Source organism: Corynebacterium tuberculostearicum (genome assembly GCF_030229345.1).
In the GTDB taxonomy this organism is placed as follows: domain Bacteria; phylum Actinomycetota; class Actinomycetes; order Mycobacteriales; family Mycobacteriaceae; genus Corynebacterium; species Corynebacterium tuberculostearicum_G.
Genome location: NZ_JASPGP010000009.1, coordinates 16,147 through 33,209, shown reverse-complemented (window position 1 = coordinate 33,209; position 17,063 = coordinate 16,147). Strand labels below are relative to the sequence as shown.

Here is a 17,063-nt window from a genome sequence, read left to right as displayed (position 1 = left end):
AGCTAGTGGTTGTGGCCTTCCATACCGTGGCCTGCCATATCGTGGCCTGCCATATCGCCGTAGTCCTCATCGCCGGCAGGCATGCTGCGCGTTTGAATCTCGCCCAGATCGAGCTCTTCGCCGCCCTCTAGCTCCACTTTGAGGTCAAGGGATTCGCCGGGAGCGATGTGGTTTTCCATCTCCATGAGCATGAAGTGGTCACCACCAGGTGCTAGCTCATGGGATTCGCCGGCCTTGACTACCAATGGGCTCGACATTTCCTGCATTTTGCCATCGACAGTCTCATGCATCTGGTTCACCTTGGCATTGAGGCTGGTGGAAAATCCAGTGATGGTGATGTCCTTTTCGGAATGGTTGACCAGGGTGCCAAAGATGGCGGTCATGTCCTTGTCCTCATTAGCGCGCACGACGGCATCGTCAAACGTCAGTTCCCTAGATTCTGCAGCGGAGGTTGTTTCCCCTGTGCTAGTGACAGCATCCGTCTTCGACTCGGTGGAGTCATTTTGGTTTTGCGGTGAGCAACCCGCCAGGGCGAGGCCGGCCACAGTCAAGCCCACAAGGGCGATGCTAGAAATCTTGGACATTATTTTTCACCTTCCGAATCAATGCGACGAGACTTGGCAATAAATAGGGCAACCACTGCGGCAATGGCCAAAACGCCGCCTACGCCCAAGATCATTTTCAGCGCGGTCGGCAGGCCCTCATCTCCATCCTGGGACGACGATTCATCAGCAGCTGCCTCGGTGCTCTCAGTGGAGTCACCCTTGACGGAGAATTCCACTCCCCCGCGGGTAGCGTGTCCATCCGAAGACGTGATCTGGAAGCCCACCTGGTAGTTACCCGGCCCAGGTTGGACGTCCGCTGGAGTTTCAATAGTGAGATCCCGCTCATGAAGCTTTGGTTCCTGGCTAAAGAGTTTCTCACCAGTATCCGCGTTAGTCACGGCAAAGGTATTGAAGTCTTCTTTGGGGATGCCAGAAAACTCGAGGGTGATTTCCTTAGGAAACTCGTCGAGTTGGTCACCGTCTTTGACCGAACCGCCAATAACGGAATCGTGCGCGAAGGCGGCCGGCATCGACCCGCCCAAAACCAGTGCTGCAGTGCCGACTGCTGACGCCGTGCGGCGCAGCCAAGGTACGCGGTAGCCCATAGATAGCTCCTTTTGTGTTGAAAATGCACAAGTTGAATTGTCAGACATACTAGCCGCGCGGTTTGCCGGAGCGGCAATCGCGATAAGCAGCGCGTCGAGTCATTTGTCGGCGCGAACTGGGAATGAGTTCCTTTTCAGAAATAAAAAGAGGTATTTATCACTATTTAAGGCAAGGTTATTCAATGGTGAATTTTCGCACCCCTAGATGCCTCGAAGTGGGGTCACAGAAGAGCAAACCGGTAAACAGCCACATGCAGACATAGAAAAAGCCGCTCCATTTCTGGAGCGGCTATGTGGAGCGGATGACGAGACTCGAACTCGCGACCCTCACCTTGGCAAGGTGATGCGCTACCAACTGCGCTACATCCGCATAACAAACCGGAGTTTGTTGCAGAGTCCCAAAGAGGACTCTCGTGCGCGATACTGGGATTGAACCAGTGACCTCTTCCGTGTCAGGGAAGCGCTCTCCCACTGAGCTAATCGCGCTTAATGCCCGAAGGCATTAAGAAGTTGAGGTGGAAACGGGAATCGAACCCGTGTGCACGGTTTTGCAGACCGTTGCCTCACCACTCGGCCATTCCACCGTGGCGATACCGCCTCACACAATACAGTGCTGGAGCGGATGACGAGACTCGAACTCGCGACCCTCACCTTGGCAAGGTGATGCGCTACCAACTGCGCTACATCCGCATGCGAAACCAGGCCCGGTTTCTAGGACAAAGTCCTTGTGCGCGATACTGGGATTGAACCAGTGACCTCTTCCGTGTCAGGGAAGCGCTCTCCCACTGAGCTAATCGCGCGCTATTCATTTAGAATCACTCTTCACGGGCGAAACCCTAGAAAAGCGTGGAGCGGATGACGAGACTCGAACTCGCGACCCTCACCTTGGCAAGGTGATGCGCTACCAACTGCGCTACATCCGCATTGCCCCGCAAACTTTGTACCGTTGCGGTGCGAGAAGAAACATTATCGTGCTCCGCGCCAGTTTCCAAATCCCCAGCCCAGCGGCATTCTTTCTGGCACCGATTTTTCACATTCGGGCCATCTCAAAACACACTGGTGTGATTCTCCCAAGATAGTGGACCGCAGGCCGCCTCCCCTTGATGCGCACTCCTGCCCAGCCAATTAGGTGTTTGAATTTAGTGCGGTGTAGATTTAGCCACCGCAAGGTCCTATAGCTCAGTGGGAGAGCGTTCCGTTCACACCGGAAAGGTCACTGGTTCAATCCCAGTTAGGACCACAATTTCCCGCCCACCGCTCCACTCCAAAGGGGCTTGGGCGGGTTTCTTTATATGCCTGTAAAGTGTCCCAACGTGTTGTGGATTCTCTTAGGTATTATCGCCGGACTCGTTCTGCCCGTTCAGACCCTGGTTAATACGCGCCTTCGCGCATCTACTGGCACGCCGTTTTCCTCGTCGCTCATCTCGTTTGCCGTGGGCACGTTGACGTTGCTTGTCATTGCAACAGCCGTCACCGGCGGCGAGTTTGGCATTTCCCGTGCCTTTGGGGAACCGCTGTGGGTTTGGTTCGGTGGCCTGCTCGGCGTGGTTGCGCTTACTGGAAATATCCTGTTGTTTCCTCATCTGGGCGCGGTCCAGACCGCAGTCCTTCCCATCGCGGGCCAAATCATGATGGGCCTTGTCATCGACCACTTTGGACTGTTTGACTCCCCCACTTCCCCACTGTCCCTGATTCGCACTCTAGGGGCACTAGTTGTTCTCGGTGGAGTGATTTCTATTGTCGCCAGCCCCGGCGCGCCAACGAAGCAAGAAGACAGCGCTATGGCGTTGTGGCTGTGGCGCCTCGCAGGCTTTGTCTTTGGTTGCTTTACCGCAAGCCAATCCGCCATTAACGGCCACCTGGGCCAGATTACCGGGTCGCCCGTTAGTGCGGCTTTGGTGTCTTTTAGCATTGGCGTTTCCGCGCTCGTAATGCTCAATATTGTTTTGCGCTGGCGCCCTCGCATTGAGCGTCCCGAGGGAAAGGCTAACCCGTGGTGGATGTGGGCAGGCGGCGCCTTGGGAGCCTTGTTTGTCTTTGGCAACGCGGCCTTAGTACCGCAGATTGGCACTGGGCTTACTGTGGTGGCAACCCTTCTTGGTTCCATGTTGGGCTCCGTGCTCATTGATCGGATGCGGGGTGCCCGCGTCGCCATGCGCCAGGTAGCCGGCATTGCAGTGATCTTGGTTGGCGTAATACTCATCCGCCTGGTGTAAGCTCCTCTCCTGTGGCTATGCCCGGTACTTTGCCGTGCTGGGTATCTGGTGCCTTGACTAGGCTGGGAAGGCATGGATATCTCTTCGCTATTGGGCCCCGATTCCGGTGATGTATTCACCGTCCGCACGAATATGGTCAGCACACTAACAGGATCGGCGACCATGAACCATGTATCCGAAGACATGGGAAATGACACTGATGGGCAGCTTTTTACTGCTCTACGTAACTGGGCAGACGTCGTGTTGGTGGGTGCGCAAACGGTGCGCGCGGAGGACTACTCCGGAGTAAAACCTAACGGGGATGGTTCGCGGCCGGCTCCTATTGCCGTGCCTTCCCGCGGCCTTGATTTCGATATCACCTCGGACTTCTTCACGGATTTTACTACCCCGCCCATCATCCTGATCCCCCATAGCAGCCGGGACAATCAAGAGCTCGCAAAGCGCATCGCGACCATCGAATCCACGGGCGCGGAAGTCTGCGATGCTGGCGAAGGAACCGTGCAGGACTACATTTCCGTCTTAAAGGACCGCGGGTTTAAGCGCGTGCTCTGCGAGGGCGGGCCAGGAATGATCGGGCAGTTGGTAGATGTCGATGCCATCGACCAGATGTATTTGACCCTGGACCCACATCTATCTACCGGCGTGGAAACTCCCATGGCGACCTTTAAGGGCGAGCATTCCCATCGCCGCATGCAGTTAGAAAATGTCGCGGCCGATCAGGATGGCACGGTGTTTCTGCGGTATTCCCGCGCCCGCTAGGCCGTAGACTAAGGGGCCGTGAATTCCCGAATCAATGCCGCCGCCTGGCCCGTGGCCATCCTGCTTGTTGTGCATCGCGTTTTCATCATCGCGCGCAATGGCACGCCGACGGATGATTTCACCACCGTGTATAACGCTGTGGCACGCATGTCCACTGGCCAGCCGGTCTATGAGCAGGCTTATAACCACGTTGACCCGCTGTACCTGTATACCCCGGGGGCCACGCTGCTGCTCGCACCGCTAGCGCACATCGATTTTTCGCTGGCACGAGGACTATTCATCGTCGCCAACGCGGCTGCAATTGTGGCAGCGCTAGCGGTGCTCACCCTTGCGGTGGGCCGTAAACTTACTTCGGCAGTGTGGCCAGTATCTATCGCTTTGGCCTTTGTCACGGAATCGGTGACCAATACGCTCGCTTTTACCAATATCAACGGCATTCTCTTGCTATGCATGGCCGTGTTCTTGTGGGCTTTCGTGCGCGCCGAGCGCACCCCATGGCTGGGCTGGGTGGCAGGCGTAGTCATTGGCTTGGCCATCGTCATTAAGCCGCAATTTGCGCCATTGCTCTTCCTGCCCTTGGTCGAGCTGCAATGGCGCAGTCTTGCTACCGGCATCGGCGTACCGGTAGTTCTCAACCTTCTAGCGTGGCCGTTCGTTCCAGGCGCTAGCGGCTTTGTGGATAAGCTCCTGCCCTACCTCTCAGAAACCCGTGACTATGCCAATTCTTCCTGGGCAGGCTTCCACGCCTACGTTGACTTTGGCGCGGGACTGTATTGGACCGTGTGGTTGATTTTTGCCGCGCTTTCGGCCGCAGCGATTCTCGGCCTTTTGCGCTGGCGCAACTCCGACCCGACCTTGTGGGCACTGACGACGAGCGGGGCGATCATGGTGGGTATCTTCTTCCTGTCTTCCCTTGGCCAGCAGTATTACTCCATGTGGCTATTCCCATTGATGTTTACCGTGGTGCTCAAGCGTTCGGTTTTCCATTCCGCGGGCGCGTGGTTTGCAGCCTTTCTCTATTTGGCTCCCGTTTCCTGGGTGTCTACAGCGCACCCGGATGCTGGTCGGTGGATGAATTTTTTCACGGCCACGGCGGGATGGGCGCTGCTTATCGTCGCAATTTTCGCTACGGTTGCCGGCTGGTGGCGTGCCGCGCGCAGCACGGTTTAGACTCGGCCCATGACCGATTTCAAGCTCATTGCCGATACCGAATGGCGCCAGCGCTTAAGCCCCGAGGAATACTACGTCCTGCGCGAAGCCGGCACCGAGCCGCCCCACGTAGGCGAGTACACCAATACCACCACCGAAGGGGTCTATTCTTGCCGCGCGTGTGGAACGGAGCTTTTCCGCTCCACCGAAAAGTTTGAGTCCCACTGCGGCTGGCCTTCCTTTTTCTCCCCACTCGCAGGGGACAAAATCATTGAGCGCGAAGACAATTCGCTAGGCATGCGCCGCGTAGAGGTTCTGTGTGCCAACTGCGAATCTCACCTGGGGCACGTCTTTGAGGGTGAGGGCTACGATACCCCCACCGACTTGCGCTATTGCATCAACTCCATCTGCCTGGACTTGGAGGAAAAGCCGGTAGAAGATGGCACCGCCTAAGGAGGCATGCAGAAGAAAGGGCGCCCCGTCAGCAGCCTAACGTGCAGGCTAGTGACGGGGCGCGGCTAAGTGGGGACGTCGCCAAGCAGGGCTACTGCTGGGCGACGTTTCTTTTAGGGCAGTACTGCGATGAGCTCTGCTACGTCCTTGACGCGGCGGCCGGTGTGGAAAGGAATCTCCTCGCGCACGTGGTGGCGGGCCTCGGTGTAGCGCATCAGGTACATCAGGTCGACGATGCGGTGGAGCTCATCCGCCTCAAAGGCCAAAATCCACTCGTAGTCACCCAGGGCAAAGGCTGGGACGGTATTTGCGCGGACATCGGGGTAGTCGCGGGCCTGCATACCGTGCTCCATGAGGATGCGGCGGCGCTTTTCATCATCCATGGTGTACCAGTCATAAGAGCGCACGAAGGGGTATACCGAGATCCACTCCTTCGGCTCCTCACCCATGATGAAGGAGGGCAGGTGGGACTTATTGAACTCTGCTGGACGGTGCAAGGAATTGCCCACCCAGGTCACTTCGCTGACTTGGCCCAGGGTGGTCTCGCGGCGGAAGTCCCCGAAGACCTTTTGTAGGTCAGAGAATTCCTCGGCGTGCCACCAGATCATGAAGTCGGCGGAATCGCGCATAGCCGTGAGGTCGTAAATGCCGCGCACGGTTACCTTTCCGGCCTTTTCCACGCCGGCAAAGAACTCCTGCGCTTGGGCGATGATCTCCGCTCGCTCGGTGCCGAGCGCGCCCGGAATCACCTTAAAAACTGCGTGCTGGGAATATTGCTGAACCGCGTTGAGTTCCTTGTAATCAAGCTTCGCCATTGCGTTCTCCTTTGCAGAAGCCTTTGGGTTAACGAACACATCCATCATAAGTTGGATATGAAACCTTGTCACTTCTCGACCATAAGGAGGACGACACGCCTCCGCATCGGCGCGCCTCCCCCAGCTAGAGGACGCGAAACTATAGCTTGAACGTCGTGAGCAATTCCGAATCGACCACCCCACGCAGCGCCGAGGCCTCCGCCCCCACCCCTTTGCACGGGCAGGCGGAAAGCCACGAGCCAGCTACCCCCGCCGCTTTCACCCAAGCAGTGGAGTCCATGCACGCGGCCGACCTGCGCCCTGAGATCACCCTAGGCTCCATTCGCCCACCGCAACGCCTTGCGCCGTTTAGCCACGCAATCGGCCTCGAAGTGGGAAACGAAGACGACCCAGATATCGTGCCCACCGATGCAGAGGGCGACGCCTTTGGCCGCCTCATCCTGCTCCACGATCCGGGCGCTGAGGAAGCTTGGGAGGGCGCCATGCGCCTTGTGGCCTATATCCAGGCGGATATGGACGATGCCGTAGCAGGCGACCCGCTCTTGCCTGATGTGGCGTGGCAATGGCTCAATGAAGGCCTGGAAAAGGAAGGAGCCGACCACACCAATTTGGGCGGCACCGTCACCTCCACCGCGTCCGTGCGTTTTGGCGAGATTGGCGGGCCACCGCGCGCCTACCAGATCGAAATGCGCGCTTCGTGGACTGCCGAAGGCCTCGATCTCGCACCCCACGTGCAGGCCTTTGCCCAGGTATTGGCCAACGTTGCCGGACTACCCCCTGAGGGCGTCACCGAGCTCGGCCGCTAATATGCCAGAATTGCGCAGCCGGCCGCTCGAGGGCATCCCGCCGGTTCTTTCCACCCCGGAGGAATTCACCGCTGCCGCAGCCCGCCTCGCCGCGGGTACGGGCCCCTTTGCCATCGATACCGAGCGCGCCTCCGGCTATCGCTACGATGATCGCGCCTTCGTAGTGCAAATTCGCCGCCGCGGCGCGGGCACGATGCTTTTTGCCCCTGAGGGCCACCGCGAGGAGCTCACGGCCGCCCTTGCCCCAGTGCTCAACGGCGCGGAATGGATTATTCACGCCGCCCATTCGGATTTGCCTTGTCTCGGGTGGCTCGGTCTCTTTCCCGGCTCCATCTTTGATACGGAACTGGCGGCACGGCTCGCGGGATTTGAACGGCCCAATCTGGGCACTATGATCGCAGAGCTTTTTGACGTCGAATTGGAAAAGGGCTACGGCGACGCCGACTGGTCCACCCCACAGCTCAGCGAAGAACTCAAGGCTTACGCCGCGCTCGATGTGGAACTGCTCCTCGAACTTGCCGACGCCCTGCGCGATATTTTGGCCGAACAAGACAAAATGGACTGGGCTTTAGAGGAATTTTCCGCCATAGTCCAGGAACATTCCGGAGACTTCGCTCCCCAGCCGCACACGTGGCGCGATCTGAAGGGCATCTCCAGTTTGCGCAGCGGCCGTCAGCTCGCTGCTGCTCGAGCGCTGTGGGCCAAGCGCGATGCTATCGCTCGGCGCACGGACACTGCGCCCGGCCGGGTATTAGCGAATAAGACGCTGGTAGAAATCGCGCGCACCCTTCCCACCACCGCCGGCGAACTTACCCGCGTCAAGGGATTTCCTCGCCGGCGCAAGGGCGCGACCGCCCAATGGATGGCTGTGCTTCACCAGGCGCGCACCGTTCCCCCGCAGCAACGGCCTCGCGTCCATCGCGCCCCACAACCGATTCCTTCCAAAACCATCTGGGCCAAGGACTACCCGGACCTATGGGAGATATACCAAACTATCCGCGCGGACATCGCCGATGTCGCGACCGAACTCGGGATGCCATCCGAACTTCTTATCCGCCCTGCCGCTGTGCGTGCAGCGGTATGGGCGAAGGTAGGTGTGCGCGCCAATAAGCGCCACCGCGGACCTGACTCTGTCGCCGGCGCCATCCGGCAGCCAGGCGACGTCGCTGCCTTCCTCCGCGCGGAGGGCACGCGCGAATGGCAAATAGAAATGACCGCCCCGATTATCGTGGACGGTCTTTTCTAGGAATATTTAGCAGGCTAGGTTTAGTCCTCTTCTCCTCGCGCATTAACATCAGCGGTGAGGTTTTCTAGCCACTCGCTTATCGACGCCGCCATAAGCTCCGGCGTCAACCCGAACTCTTCCAAAACCTCGCCGCGGGAGCCGTGCTTAGGGAAGTAACCTGGGACGCCGAGTCGGCGCACAGGAGTATCGACCTCGGCTGCGCTGAGGGCCTCCGAAATCATGGAGCCAATACCGCCGCGGACAAGGCCGTCTTCTGCCGTAACCACCAAGTCGTGGTCAGCGGCGAGAGCCACCACAGAGCTTGCCACCGGCGCTACCCAACGCGGGTCAACAACGGTAACGTTCACGCCCTGTTCGCCCAGCAGCTTCGCAGCCTCGATGCTGCGCGCGGACATAGCACCGATGGAAACGATGAGCACCTCGGGGGTGTCCTCGCCCGCATCGGCTTCGCCATAGTGCAGGATGTCTACGCCATCGCCCAACGTATCCACCGCTTCCATATCCGGCAGCAGGTTGCCCTTAGGGAAGCGGACCACGGACGGGCCAGATTCAATCTCTAACGACTCACGGAAGAGTTCCCGCAGGCGCGCGCCATCGCGCGGGGCGGCAATATGCATTCCCGGCACGATGCTCATGAGCGCCATATCCCACACGCCATTGTGCGAAGCGCCATCGGAACCGGTAACTCCGGAGCGGTCAAGCACGATGGTTACCGGCAGCTTTAGCAGCGCAATATCCATAATGACCTGATCCACGGCGCGGTTTAAGAAGGTGGAATATACCGCCACGACGGGGTGCATCCCGCCAAGCGCCAGACCGGAGGCAGAGGTCATTGCGTGTTGCTCGGCAATTCCCACATCGAAGAACCGCTCTGGGAAGCGCTCTTGGAAGGGAGCGAGCCCAGTAGGACCTGCCATTGCGGCGGTAATGGCTACGATGTCATCGCGCTTCTCGGCAGCGGCTACCAGTTCCTCTGAGAAGGCGGCCGTCCAGCCAGGCTGCTTGGTGCCCTTAGCCACACCGGTGACCGGATCGATAGCACCGGTAGAGTGCATCTGGTCCTTCGGTTCATTGACGGCCGGGGCAAATCCGTGGCCCTTTTCGGTAACCACGTGCACGATGATGGGCCCGTCATAATCGCGGGCATAAGTCAGGGCATGCACCAAGCTATCGATATCGTGGCCATTGATGGGGCCGATGTACTTCATGCCCAGTTCCGGGAACATCTCGGTAGGCAAGACGGTGGACTTGACGCCCTCTTTCATGGCATGCAAGGCATCAAAGGCGCGCTCGCCTACCCATCCCATTTGCTTCAAGCGGCGCTTGCCCTGTTCCATGAGCTCGTCATAACCGTGCTGGGAACGGATGCGGCCAAGGTTTTCGGAAATGCCACCGATGGTGGGCGAATAGCTACGGCCGTTGTCATTGACCACGATGACCGCATTGCGGCCCTTGTCCTCCGAGATATTATTTAACGCCTCCCAGCACATGCCGCCGGTGAGGGCGCCATCACCGACAACACCGATGACATTGCGGTGGCCGTCGCCGCGAATCTTGAAGGCCTTAGACAAGCCATCAACCGTAGACAGCGACGCCGAAGCGTGGGAGGACTCGGTCCAGTCATGTTCAGACTCGCCGCGGTCCGTATACCCCGAAAGGCCGTCCTTTTGCCGCAAGGTATCGAACTGATCCGTGCGCCCAGTCAGCATCTTATGCACATAGGACTGGTGCGAAGTGTCAAAAATAATGGGCTCACGCGGAGAATCAAATACACGGTGCAACGCAATGGTCAATTCCACCACGCCCAAGTTAGGCCCCAGATGTCCGCCCGTGACGGAGACCTTGTCAATGAGACGCTGCCTAATCTCTGCCGCCAGCTCCTCAAGCTTGTCTGCAGACAGCACCTTGAGGTCCTGCGGCGAGTTAATGGTATCCAAGATAGTCATGGAGCGGCCTTCAACTCCTTCTGTGCTTAGTTCTTCTTTTCTACCGTACCCGCGGCGGGCGGTGAATATTATATCGGTCAATGTTCCGAGAACGGCGCGGCAACGTGCCGCACCCCGCCTCGGAGCCATAAAAGCTCATTAGGCAGGGGTAATGAGCGCAATCGTTTCAAAGTGGTGCGTTCCGGGGAACGCGTTAATGAGTGCCATCTTTTCTATTCCGTATCCGTGCTGGTTCCAGTATCCCAAGTCGCGCGCGAAGGTGGCGGGGTCGCATCCCACGTGAACGACCGCCTGGGGTGCAGCGGCCGCCACGGAACGAATCACGTCCTCCCCTGCTCCGGTGCGCGGCGGATCAAGGACTACAGCGCCGGGCTTGGGAAGCTGGGCGGCGACCTGCTCCACCTTCGCGGACTTTACTTCCACCTCGCAGTCCGCAAGGGCGGCCTGTTCCCCGGCCGTAGCCGCCGGTGAGTAATCCACGGAGATAACCTTGCCCTGCACGGCATGGGCCAGTGAGGGAACGAATAGGCCTACGCCGCCGTAGAGATCCCAGGCGGTGTGCTCTTGGTACTCGCGGCCCCCGAGCCACTCCGCTATCAGATCGGTATACGCGGCCGGTGCGTGGCTGTGGGCCTGCCAAAAGGCGGTAGCAGGAAAGCTAAATGTCCGCCCGTCGACATGCTCGTGCACCTTGCCGCTGCCTTCTACCACCTCACGAATGGTCTCCACGCGGCGCCCGCGCGGGGCCTTGCGGGTTTCTACCACGTGGCGGTTGCCCTCGCCATCGAGAACGGCGATGACCTCAGCACCTGGGGTAAACCGGCGCGCGCCCTCTCCAACGAGCCCCTCTGCCAATCCCGGAGCCAGCTGCGTACAGGCAGCGCCCGTAATAAGCTCATTGGACCGACGCTGACGGGTTCCGGCGCGCCCTTGCTTGTCGACGCCCCACCTCACCCGCGTGCGCCATCCCCGAACCGGCTCTAGGGTGTGCTGCTCAATGTTCAGTTCCTCGCTGGTGACAACGCCGGTGCGGCGCAGCTGCTCCGACAAGATCTCTGCCTTGATTCCGGTTTCGGCCGCGGGATCCAGCTCGGCGAAATCGCAGCATCCTGCTCCCTGCGCGGCAGCAGGACAAGACGATGGCACGCGCAGCGGCCCTGGGCTTAGTATGCTTTCCAGTTCCGCTTTAATGAACGACTTCTTTACACGGCCGGCCGTAGCTTTGACGACGTCGCCGGGAAAAGCGCGAGGAACAAATACCACTCGCCCATCCGGCGCCTGGCCAATTCCTTCCCCGCCGTGCGCCATGCGGTCAATGGTGACCTCAAGACTATCGCCGCGGCTCATGGTTGATTCAGTCATTTTCTGCCTCAGACTTTTGTTCTCGTTCTGCGTTAGTGTGCTCACCTGTGCCCGCTGCTGCCTCAACGGCTGCATCCGCGCGGCGCACCATCCACACGGTCAGCGCCGTAACCAGAAGCGTCAATGGCCACCCCATCAGGATTCGGGTCACCCCTAAGGCGGTAGTGGCATCCGCATCATAAATGGCGCGCTGAATAACAAAGCGGGCCAGGAAGATGACCGCCCACCCGCCGGTAGCGATGGCATAAGCCCGGCGCGCCTGAGCAACCTTTTGCCACTGCATTTCCTCGCCGTTAATCCCTTTCCAGATGACACCCACAGCGGGCCACCGGAAGAGGATTGATAGTACCGCGGCAATGCACAGTGCCAACGACATCCAGATGCCGTACAAGAAATATCCTTTGGCGTCACCGGTAAACCAGGCGATGGCAGCGCATAGTGCGACTCCCAGCAGACCCGATATGGCCGGCTGTAGGGTCTCTTTACGGATTACCCTCCAGAGTGCAATAACAACGGCCACGCCGAGCGCCGCCGCCAGGGCTGGCCCCAGCCCAAAGAAGTTATTGACAGGAATCAGCACAATGACTGGCAAGGTCGCCGACACGAGCCCTGATAAGCCACCCATCTGCTCCAGCAGGGTGGGCTCGGCAGCAGACTCCTCAGAGTCCTGGTTCTTAGCGTCCGGGGAAGGTTGCGGCGAGGAAGAATGTGTCACGTGGTTTACTGCTTTGCCTAGTTCTTGGAATTAGGTGCAGAGCCCTCATCGGGATTCTGCGGGGACGATCCATTCTCACCCTGGTGTGGGGTACCGCCCAAATCGCGCAGGTGTTGCTCCGCCTCTGTTTCTGCCGCAGGGTCGGGGCCGCCCACGCCGTTTTCTGGGTGGTCTTGAGCATTAGCGGCTGCCTGCTGTTCTTGCTGGCGCTGGTCCATGGCCTGCTTGACCTGCTCTACGAGCTGCTCGGGCATGATGACCGGCAAAGCATTTCCTGCCAGGATGGGGTCTTCCCCGCGGTAGACGAAGGTACGGGCGGCCACCTCGCGAGCCATGTCTGCGAGGTCTGCTTCCATGCCGGCCGGCGCGGCCAGGGTCATGCGCAGCATCCAGCGCGGACCATCTGCGCCGATAACGCGGACCTGACCGTTGTCGTTCTTGCCCACGACCTCAGCACCCCAAGGGCCTGGCTCGGTAGTAACGGTAAGACCGTCGCGGCTCATGCCCTCCTTAATTTCCTCCACGGATTCTGCCCACTGGCCTGGCTTACGTGGGGCGGCAAAGGCTACTGGAGTAATTCGGCCTACCTTGGTCACGATGTGCAGCATTCGTGGGCCTTGTTCGCCCATTTCCACCTGTACCTGGGATTCCTTTGGCAGTGGGATGCGCAGGGACCCCAGATCTAATACGCCAATGGAAAAGTCGCTGAAATCAAAGGTCTCGATATCGACAGAGTCTCCATCAAAGGGGCCGGTCTGGCCATTGATGGCATCATGTGCAAACTCGCGGGGTTCATTGCCAGAAGCCGCCGCGGCATCTGCTGCGGTGTCGCCTACTGGAGCATAGGTCTCCTGCGCCTCTGCATCCGCGGACGTGGGGTCCGCCGGCTTTTCGCTTTGTGCTGCAGGCTTTTCCTGAGCCTTCTTTTCTTCGTCTTTCTTCTTGCCAAAGGGCCAGATTCCCATGGGTGCTACGTCCTTTCTAAAAGTCTCGTTGAGTCTCTACTGCTTTAACTACACACCGGTAGAGCCATAGCCGCCGGCTCCGCGGACGGTGTCATCCAACTCTTCAACCTCAGCAAACCCCACCAGCTCTACGCGCTGGACCACGAGCTGAGCGATGCGCATTCCGCGTTCGATCTCAATGGGAGCGTGCCGGTCATGGTTGATGAGGCAGACCTTGATCTCCCCGCGGTAATCGGCATCCACCGTGCCCGGGGTATTGACAACGGAAAGCCCTTGCTTGGCGGCTAGTCCGGAGCGCGGGTGAATTAAACCAACCGTTCCTAGCGGCAGCGCAATGGCAATCCCGGTGCCGACGAGGGCGCGCTCGCCGGGTTGCAGGGTAAGAGATTCTGCTGCATAGAGGTCCGCACCGGCGTCACCACGGTGGGCACGGTGCGGCAACGGAAGCTCCTTATCCAGGCGCTTGACCTTAATGTCCCCAAAGGGGCTTTCTGATTGAGAATGCGGAATCGAGTCAGTCACCTGGCCAATCCTACCTGCCTTGGGAGGTTCATTCTGCGGCGCGTGTGGACTAGACTGACTAGACGTGTCTGATACATCTGCTACTTCCGCAACTCCGGCACCGTCAAGCGCCGCTTCGGCACAGGGCACGGTGGACTCTCAAGTGCTCTACCGCGAACGCCAGTGGGTCCCTTGGTACTTTTGGCTATTTGCCGCCGCCATCGTGGCACTTACTTCCGCTACTGCCGGCCTTAACCGCAACATGTGGTGGACCATCATTCCCGCGATCCTCCTTGGCGCTATCGCCGTGTGGGTACTTATTACCTGGTCCAATACAGTCATCAAGGTAGAGCGTGACCCGGATGGAACGCGTTGGCTCACGGTCAAAGATGCCCAGTTGCCCAACGACGTCGTGTCGCGGTCTATCACCGTTCCCAAATCTGCGCGGCGCAATGCCCTGGGCCCGCAGTTCGATCCCGCGGCGTTTTTGGTTTCCCACGCTTGGGTGGATGAGCACGCCATGATGGTGCTTAACGATCCAGAGGACGATACTCCATATTGGCTCATCGCCTCGAAGGATCCGGAGGCTTTGCTCCACGCCTTTGTTCCGGAACAGCACTAAACTTTAATGTCTTTGCACACCACCGAAATTTTGGTGGCTGCAAAAGCAAACCCCGCACTCGGCTCGTAGAAAGTTGCCAAGTGCGGGGTTTCGTTTCTGCTTCGTATTCCTTTAGGCGCAATCCTTGCAGATTGGCTGGCCGTCCTCTTCGTGGGAGTAACGCTTATTGGACTGCACTAGGAAACACGAACCGCAGGTAAACTCATTTTCCTGACGTGGAACTACCTCAACATTTAGCTCCTCGCCCGTAAGGTCTACTGATGGCGGCTGGAAGGCCTCGACGATTTCTCCGTCATCGTCCATGCCGTTGTTATCGCTCTCAGCGGCTTTGAGTCCTTCTAGGGAGTCAGTTTCGAGTTCATCTTCCGCGCGCCGGCGCGGTGCGTCATAATCGGTGGCCATAATGCACGCCCCTAATGGTCAAGTTGCTTTAAGGAATGGGTATTTATCGATCGCGCATAGTAAAGCACAAATGGCTAGATGTCATCTCACCGCTTGCCGGCGTGGGAAACTATTACCCCCGCAGCGCGTCCGTGGCCCTGTGCGCTGCTAAAAGCTTTTCGAATGCGGGGGCCAAATCTGCCCCCGCGGCCCAGGTAAGTTCACCGTCAGCAGAGCCCTTATCAAAGCCTGGATGGCGCACTACTGCACCTGCTTCGCGAGCAACGATTGCCCCAGCGGCAAAGTCCCAGGCATTGATGCCGTGCTCAAAGTAGGCATCAACGGTTCCCTCTGCCACCCTGCATAGGTCGAGCGCGGCAGCGCCGATGCGGCGAATATCACGCACATTAGGCAGGAGCTTGGTGAGAAGCTCGGCTTGGGCTGCACGCCGGTCGGCTCCGTATCCAAAGCCGGTAGCCACCAAGGCCAAGGCAGGATCTTGTGCCTGGCCACACCGCAGTGCGTGCTCAATTCCGTCCGGTCCGGTGACCGTGGCGCCCTGCCCGGCTGAGGCCGCATAGGTGCGCCCGCGCGCCACGTTGACCACCGCGCCAGCGACGAGGTGACCTTGGTATTCCGCGCCAATGGATACGGCGTAATCCGGCACCCCGTACAAGAAGTTCACGGTGCCATCAATAGGATCGACAATCCAGGTAACGCCACTAGTCGATTCCACATTGGCGCCTTCTTCGCCAAAGATTCCATCCCCAGGGCGTTGGGTGCGGATGGTGGTGGCAATGAACTCCTCTGTCGCGGTATCGACCTCCGTTACGGGATCTACGTCGCTGGACTTGGTGTGGGTATGCGCCGCGATGCCGTCACCTGCGACTAGTTCTGCACGCCGCGTAGTAATTAATTCCGCAGCGCGAGTGGCGGTAGAAACGGCAAAATCCCGCAATTGGAGAAAATCGATCTGCTCAGTCATGCCAACTATTGTGCCTTCTTCTAGACTGTCGGGCATGACTACTCTTTCTGGCCATTCCTTTGGCATCGATATCGGCGGCTCCGGCATTAAAGGCGCTGAGGTGGACCTTGCCACCGGCGAATTCGTGGGCGAGCGTATGAAGATCGCCACCCCACAGCCGTCTACGCCGCATGATGTTGCCAAGGTGGTAGCCCACATCGTGCAGGAAAAGCAGTGGGACGGCCCCGTTGGCATCACCCTGCCTTCCGTGGTTCGCAACCAAGAAGTCGAGACTGCGGCAAATATTTCCAAGGACTGGATTGGGGTCAACGCCACAGAACTCTTTGCGGACTACCTGGATGCGGATTTTGCCGTGCTTAACGACGCCGACGCGGCGGGACTAGCCGAGGTGGCCTACGGAGAGGACATCGCCAAGCAGGGCTCCGTTATCTTCCTAACCCTCGGCACCGGTATCGGCTCAGCCTTCTTCCTGGACGGCCAGTTGTTCCCTAATACCGAACTGGGGCACCTCACGGTGGGCGATGACGAGGCTGAGAAAATTGCGTCCTCGGCCGTAAAGGACCGCGAGGAACTCAAATACAAGCAGTGGACTAAGCGACTCAACAAGGTCCTCGCGGAATACGAAAAGCTCTTTAACCCGCAGGCCTTCCTCATCGGGGGTGGGATTTCCCGCAAGTTTGAAAAGTGGGGCCCACACCTTGATATTGAAACCCCCGTAATGCCTGCACAACTGCGCAATCGCGCAGGAATTGTCGGAGCTGCGATGGCGGCGGTAGACGGTTTGAAACCGTAGTATTTACGCACTACAGGTGACCCTATCCACCGGCAGATCGGAAAGATCCTCTATACTGGGCGGTCGATCCTAAGTTAAATAGCTCTAGGGCGTGTCTGGCCTGCATAAGGCCACAACGCGTTAACATCACACTGATGCACGAGCGCCCCACTAGGGCGCACTGAGCTGTTTCAATCAAGAAGTTAGTCGAAAGGGCGTA

The 17,063-nt window shown here is 58.8% G+C and carries 18 protein-coding genes and 7 tRNA genes; 9 read left to right on the top strand and 16 right to left on the bottom strand.

Going from position 1 to position 17,063, the window contains the following annotated elements; translation table 11 throughout:
- Positions 1-2 precede the first annotated feature (2 nt).
- The 8 genes from QP884_RS07395 to QP884_RS07360 all read right to left on the bottom strand — a co-directional run bounded on the left by QP884_RS07395 (position 3) and on the right by QP884_RS07360 (position 2,073).
- On the bottom strand, positions 3-584 hold the full coding sequence (locus tag QP884_RS07395; protein ID WP_284821537.1) for a copper chaperone PCu(A)C: 582 nt from the start codon (positions 582-584) through the stop codon (positions 3-5).
- Positions 584-1,150, bottom strand: a complete 567-nt coding sequence (locus QP884_RS07390) for a copper resistance CopC family protein (RefSeq protein ID WP_284821536.1) — start codon at positions 1,148-1,150, stop codon at positions 584-586. The genes QP884_RS07395 and QP884_RS07390 overlap by 1 nt, the downstream gene beginning before the upstream one ends.
- A gap of 294 nt (positions 1,151-1,444) precedes the next feature.
- A tRNA-Gly gene (locus QP884_RS07385) sits at positions 1,445-1,520 on the bottom strand.
- A 44-nt stretch (positions 1,521-1,564) separates the two neighbouring features.
- Positions 1,565-1,636: transfer RNA gene (locus QP884_RS07380), tRNA-Val, on the bottom strand.
- Between the two features lie 27 nt (positions 1,637-1,663).
- A tRNA-Cys gene (locus QP884_RS07375) sits at positions 1,664-1,734 on the bottom strand.
- Positions 1,735-1,764: 30 nt separating this feature from the next.
- A tRNA-Gly gene (locus QP884_RS07370) sits at positions 1,765-1,840 on the bottom strand.
- A 38-nt stretch (positions 1,841-1,878) separates the two neighbouring features.
- Positions 1,879-1,950 (bottom strand) — tRNA-Val (locus tag QP884_RS07365).
- Between the two features lie 47 nt (positions 1,951-1,997).
- Positions 1,998-2,073 (bottom strand) — tRNA-Gly (locus QP884_RS07360).
- Between the two features lie 245 nt (positions 2,074-2,318).
- Here QP884_RS07360 and QP884_RS07355 point away from each other — a divergent pair.
- The 5 genes from QP884_RS07355 to msrB all read left to right on the top strand — a co-directional run bounded on the left by QP884_RS07355 (position 2,319) and on the right by msrB (position 5,727).
- Positions 2,319-2,390: transfer RNA gene (locus tag QP884_RS07355), tRNA-Val, on the top strand.
- Between the two features lie 73 nt (positions 2,391-2,463).
- Positions 2,464-3,366 (top strand): DMT family transporter, encoded by a 903-nt coding sequence (locus tag QP884_RS07350; RefSeq protein ID WP_284821535.1) that lies wholly within the window; start codon positions 2,464-2,466, stop codon positions 3,364-3,366.
- A 72-nt stretch (positions 3,367-3,438) separates the two neighbouring features.
- Positions 3,439-4,125, top strand: coding sequence for a pyrimidine reductase family protein (locus tag QP884_RS07345; protein ID WP_284821534.1), 687 nt, complete (start codon positions 3,439-3,441; stop codon positions 4,123-4,125).
- Positions 4,126-4,143: 18 nt separating this feature from the next.
- Positions 4,144-5,295, top strand: coding sequence for a glycosyltransferase family 87 protein (locus QP884_RS07340; protein ID WP_284821533.1), 1,152 nt, complete (start codon positions 4,144-4,146; stop codon positions 5,293-5,295).
- Between the two features lie 9 nt (positions 5,296-5,304).
- Complete coding sequence (gene msrB / locus QP884_RS07335; protein WP_005325013.1) at positions 5,305-5,727, top strand: peptide-methionine (R)-S-oxide reductase MsrB; 423 nt, start codon at positions 5,305-5,307, stop codon at positions 5,725-5,727.
- A gap of 113 nt (positions 5,728-5,840) precedes the next feature.
- Here msrB and hemQ read toward each other — a convergent pair whose 3' ends face one another.
- The gene (gene hemQ, locus QP884_RS07330; RefSeq protein ID WP_239235202.1) at positions 5,841-6,542 is read right to left on the bottom strand and encodes a hydrogen peroxide-dependent heme synthase; all 702 of its coding nucleotides are present in this window, start codon (positions 6,540-6,542) and stop codon (positions 5,841-5,843) included.
- A gap of 146 nt (positions 6,543-6,688) precedes the next feature.
- Here hemQ and QP884_RS07325 point away from each other — a divergent pair, with 146 nt between their 5' ends.
- Both QP884_RS07325 and QP884_RS07320 read left to right on the top strand, forming a co-directional pair.
- Positions 6,689-7,348: a DUF3000 domain-containing protein gene (locus QP884_RS07325; protein WP_370658398.1), complete on the top strand. Its 660-nt coding sequence runs from the start codon at positions 6,689-6,691 to the stop codon at positions 7,346-7,348.
- A gap of 1 nt (position 7,349) precedes the next feature.
- Positions 7,350-8,594, top strand: a complete 1,245-nt coding sequence (locus QP884_RS07320) for an HRDC domain-containing protein (RefSeq protein ID WP_284821532.1) — start codon at positions 7,350-7,352, stop codon at positions 8,592-8,594.
- Positions 8,595-8,614: 20 nt separating this feature from the next.
- On the opposite strand, the gene dxs is transcribed toward QP884_RS07320, so the two are convergent.
- From dxs to dut, 5 genes are all read right to left on the bottom strand, one after another.
- Complete coding sequence (gene dxs, locus QP884_RS07315; RefSeq protein WP_284821531.1) at positions 8,615-10,540, bottom strand: 1-deoxy-D-xylulose-5-phosphate synthase; 1,926 nt, start codon at positions 10,538-10,540, stop codon at positions 8,615-8,617.
- Between the two features lie 138 nt (positions 10,541-10,678).
- Positions 10,679-11,902 (bottom strand): class I SAM-dependent RNA methyltransferase, encoded by a 1,224-nt coding sequence (locus tag QP884_RS07310; protein ID WP_284821530.1) that lies wholly within the window; start codon positions 11,900-11,902, stop codon positions 10,679-10,681.
- Complete coding sequence (locus QP884_RS07305) at positions 11,895-12,617, bottom strand: DUF3159 domain-containing protein (RefSeq protein ID WP_434736458.1); 723 nt, start codon at positions 12,615-12,617, stop codon at positions 11,895-11,897. The genes QP884_RS07310 and QP884_RS07305 overlap by 8 nt, the downstream gene beginning before the upstream one ends.
- A gap of 17 nt (positions 12,618-12,634) precedes the next feature.
- Positions 12,635-13,582 carry a DUF3710 domain-containing protein gene (locus QP884_RS07300; protein ID WP_284821529.1) on the bottom strand — a complete coding sequence of 316 codons (948 nt, stop codon included), beginning with the start codon at positions 13,580-13,582 and terminating at the stop codon, positions 12,635-12,637.
- 48 nt (positions 13,583-13,630) lie between these two features.
- Positions 13,631-14,104 (bottom strand): dUTP diphosphatase, encoded by a 474-nt coding sequence (gene dut / locus QP884_RS07295; protein WP_204608775.1) that lies wholly within the window; start codon positions 14,102-14,104, stop codon positions 13,631-13,633.
- Between the two features lie 64 nt (positions 14,105-14,168).
- Between dut and QP884_RS07290 the strand changes: the two genes are divergently transcribed.
- Entirely contained in the window at positions 14,169-14,705 is a 537-nt protein-coding gene (locus QP884_RS07290; RefSeq protein ID WP_434736457.1) for a DUF3093 domain-containing protein, read from the top strand.
- Between the two features lie 111 nt (positions 14,706-14,816).
- Here the strand turns inward: QP884_RS07290 and QP884_RS07285 are convergent, their stop codons facing one another.
- Complete coding sequence (locus QP884_RS07285) at positions 14,817-15,107, bottom strand: DUF4193 domain-containing protein (RefSeq protein ID WP_005325023.1); 291 nt, start codon at positions 15,105-15,107, stop codon at positions 14,817-14,819.
- A gap of 112 nt (positions 15,108-15,219) precedes the next feature.
- The gene (locus QP884_RS07280; RefSeq protein ID WP_284821528.1) at positions 15,220-16,107 is read right to left on the bottom strand and encodes an inositol monophosphatase family protein; all 888 of its coding nucleotides are present in this window, start codon (positions 16,105-16,107) and stop codon (positions 15,220-15,222) included.
- On the opposite strand from QP884_RS07280, the gene ppgK reads away from it, so the two are divergent.
- Complete coding sequence (gene ppgK / locus QP884_RS07275) at positions 16,106-16,864, top strand: polyphosphate--glucose phosphotransferase (RefSeq protein WP_225746859.1); 759 nt, start codon at positions 16,106-16,108, stop codon at positions 16,862-16,864. The two genes, QP884_RS07280 and ppgK, sit on opposite strands and share 2 nt — an antisense overlap.
- Positions 16,865-17,063: the final 199 nt, after the last annotated feature.

Bases quoted from the DNA above. Each gene is read 5' to 3' on its own strand.
- QP884_RS07280 (WP_284821528.1), bottom strand. From the start codon at position 16,107: ATGCCCGACAGTCTAGAAGAAGGCACAATAGTTGGCATGACTGAGCAG.
- msrB (WP_005325013.1), top strand. From the start codon at position 5,305: ATGACCGATTTCAAGCTCATTGCCGATACCGAATGGCGCCAGCGCTTA.
- QP884_RS07395 (WP_284821537.1), bottom strand. From the start codon at position 584: ATGTCCAAGATTTCTAGCATCGCCCTTGTGGGCTTGACTGTGGCCGGC.
- dxs (WP_284821531.1), bottom strand. From the start codon at position 10,540: ATGACTATCTTGGATACCATTAACTCGCCGCAGGACCTCAAGGTGCTG.
- QP884_RS07310 (WP_284821530.1), bottom strand. From the start codon at position 11,902: ATGACTGAATCAACCATGAGCCGCGGCGATAGTCTTGAGGTCACCATT.
- QP884_RS07285 (WP_005325023.1), bottom strand. From the start codon at position 15,107: ATGGCCACCGATTATGACGCACCGCGCCGGCGCGCGGAAGATGAACTC.
- QP884_RS07390 (WP_284821536.1), bottom strand. From the start codon at position 1,150: ATGGGCTACCGCGTACCTTGGCTGCGCCGCACGGCGTCAGCAGTCGGC.
- QP884_RS07320 (WP_284821532.1), top strand. From the start codon at position 7,350: ATGCCAGAATTGCGCAGCCGGCCGCTCGAGGGCATCCCGCCGGTTCTT.
- QP884_RS07300 (WP_284821529.1), bottom strand. From the start codon at position 13,582: ATGGGAATCTGGCCCTTTGGCAAGAAGAAAGACGAAGAAAAGAAGGCT.
- hemQ (WP_239235202.1), bottom strand. From the start codon at position 6,542: ATGGCGAAGCTTGATTACAAGGAACTCAACGCGGTTCAGCAATATTCC.
- QP884_RS07345 (WP_284821534.1), top strand. From the start codon at position 3,439: ATGGATATCTCTTCGCTATTGGGCCCCGATTCCGGTGATGTATTCACC.
- ppgK (WP_225746859.1), top strand. From the start codon at position 16,106: ATGACTACTCTTTCTGGCCATTCCTTTGGCATCGATATCGGCGGCTCC.